This is a genomic window from Johnsonella ignava ATCC 51276, from assembly GCF_000235445.1.
Lineage (GTDB): Bacteria > Bacillota > Clostridia > Lachnospirales > Lachnospiraceae > Johnsonella > Johnsonella ignava.
In genome coordinates, this window is record NZ_JH378829.1 from 295,385 (window position 1) to 297,864 (window position 2,480).

General features: G+C 34.2%; 3 protein-coding genes and 1 pseudogene. 3 read left to right on the plus strand and 1 reads right to left on the minus strand.

Features of this window, described 5'->3' with window-relative positions:
• On the plus strand, window positions 1-621 hold a 621-nt coding region (locus tag HMPREF9333_RS01490; protein ID WP_169311753.1), incomplete at its 5' end, for an IS3 family transposase.
• A gap of 285 nt (window positions 622-906) precedes the next feature.
• Here the strand turns inward: HMPREF9333_RS01490 and HMPREF9333_RS01495 are convergent.
• Entirely contained in the window at window positions 907-1,557 is a 651-nt protein-coding gene (locus HMPREF9333_RS01495) for a hypothetical protein (RefSeq protein ID WP_005539278.1), read from the minus strand.
• A 340-nt stretch (window positions 1,558-1,897) separates the two neighbouring features.
• On the opposite strand from HMPREF9333_RS01495, the pseudogene HMPREF9333_RS12420 reads away from it, so the two are divergent.
• Together HMPREF9333_RS12420 and HMPREF9333_RS01500 are read left to right on the plus strand one after the other, a co-directional pair.
• Window positions 1,898-2,008, plus strand: a pseudogene (locus tag HMPREF9333_RS12420) (helix-turn-helix domain-containing protein); the annotation flags it as partial.
• A 68-nt stretch (window positions 2,009-2,076) separates the two neighbouring features.
• Window positions 2,077-2,376, plus strand: coding sequence for a transposase (locus HMPREF9333_RS01500; RefSeq protein ID WP_005539280.1), 300 nt, complete (start codon window positions 2,077-2,079; stop codon window positions 2,374-2,376).
• The last annotated feature ends 104 nt before the right edge of the window (window positions 2,377-2,480 follow it).

The following is a 2,480-nucleotide window of genomic DNA, read 5'->3' on the forward strand; positions in this document are numbered from 1 at the left end:
AGAGAGCATGGATGGCTTCATATTCCTCATCGAAAGCCGAAAGGATTAACACATGCGACAACTGAAATACAGGAACAGGAAAATCTAATAAAGCAGGATTTTTCATCAACTTTGCCATATAAAAAGCTTCTAACTGATATATCTCAGATACAATGTCAAGATGGAAAGCTTTATATTTCACCTATTATGGATTGTTGTAATGGAGAGATACTATCCATTCTAATGAAAGATAACATGAAGAAAGAATTGTGCATTGATACTTTTAAAGCTGTAACTCAAAAATACAATCTGAACGGTGCTATTGTGCATTCTGACAAAGGAAGTCAGTACACTAGCGAAGCATTTAAACAGGTTCTTGCTAATGCAGGAGTTAGTCAAAGTTTAAGCGGAGTCAATCATTGCTTTGATAACTCTAGGATGGAGAGTTTCTTCGCAACGCTCAAGAAGGAACTCCTTTACAGGATTCCAACCTATCGCATGAAAAGAGAAGAAGTAAAAACAATGATCTTCAGGTATGTATTTATATATTACAATCAAAAACGGATATATACATCAAACCCGGATGGACTTTCGCCGGTTATGTATAAGCAGTTGCTGGAGGTTCAACTTCTGGCAGCATAGGAACCATAAACAATTTAGTGAGTTTGAAGACTCTACTTATCTTGACAGTTCCAGAAAACCTTATAACTAATGCCTTTTAATTGTATTTCATCGAACTAATTAACATAAAAAAAGGACAACTTACAGGGTAAAATAAAAGTTATCAAACAATAAATTACCTGCTAAGAAGTCCTTTATGAGTTGTGTATCCAAATACATTTTTTTACATGGCTTCTATCAACCTTAAAAATATGATTATAAATGTCAATAGACTTAAAATAAATATACTACTTAATAAAGAGAATTTTATTTATCTATATACATATCATTAATTACCGGTGCTCCAAGCGGTAATGAGGTGTCACTTGGCCAATAAGCAACATTCAAATCAAACCCTGCTTTTACATGCTGTCCGTTATATGCTTTTATATCCGGTAAATCATTTAACGAAAGTACCTTAACAGTTCGAGAATAAGAGCCTCCGTCTATAGTCTTACATGTAAGTGCTTGTGGCATATCCAATATAAATAATATAAAATCTTTGTCTCTGTCTATAGAAGAATTCGGATTAGGATCATTAATTCCCTGTACCGCAAGAACTTCATTATATTTCAATACACGTATAGTACCGTTCAGTAAGGTGTATCTTGTATCGGCAACATCTACTTTCTTGGTTTGCACTATATTATTTTCAATCCATGCACCCGAAGCATTAACACGGTAATTATCAGGAGTTATTGTATTTATCATACAGTACCCGAATTTATCAAAATAATAACACTCTGCCGTACCGTCTGAATTACCATCTATCCATTGCCATGAGTTGGAAGGCCACGTTCCGTTGCCTTGGTCATACCACCAACCCTTATTATCCTGTATCCAAGTCCCTGCATAAGCATTTATTGTGAAAAATATTGCAAATACCGGTAATAATAATAACACTTTAATATTTCTCATAAGCACTTCCTTTCTATAGAAATATTGTTCTATATTGATAAACCATATGACTACTTACTAAGATTACCAATTCATATTTCTTAAATCAAGGCTCTTTTTTATTATTTATTTCTTACAATTGTACTATGTTCAAAGACTTTGTTTATAGTATTTAGTATATACTAAAGTGAACCCATTTGTCAAGACGGATCTTCGACACTTTAAAATCAAATATAACTGGTAAAATGAAAAAGTTACTTCCAGTTATCTTTCCTTATCCTGATTTTAGTTTTTCAATAAGTACTTTATGAAAGACTTACTTCCGGCTATCCTATTACCTGTGATGTTCATAGGAGAAAGGATGACTATTATGAAAGCAAAACATTTAACTTTAGATGACAGGAAAGCCATTCAGGAAGGCATAGAAAGACGTCTTTCAAAAACTGCCATAGCTAAATCTATTTCCAAAGATTGTTGTGGTAAACTATAGTTGTAACAGGAGTGACTAATAAATATAATTATAAAATAGGAGAAATTATTATGTCACAACAACATTACGAACCGGAGTTTAAGAAAAAACTTGTACGCCTTCATTTGGAAGAAGGACGTACACTACAAAGCCTTTCTGCTGAATATGGCGTTGCCAAATCAAGCATTACCATATGGTGTAGAAAATTTAGCAAAGAATGCCGGGAACAAGCCTTAACTAATCCAACTGCCCAAAATGAATTGGAGCTTATGAAAGAAAATCGCCGACTTCGAGCAGAGCTTGAAGAGGCACGAAAGGAAAATCTATTCCTAAAAAAAGCAGCGGCATTCTTTGCAAAAGAAATCGATTAGAGGCTTATCGATTCATTGATGAAAACAAGGACGAACTGGGAGTCCGCTGGCTTCTCAGACGCCTTGATATATATCCAAACGCTTATTACACTACCTGAGGCACA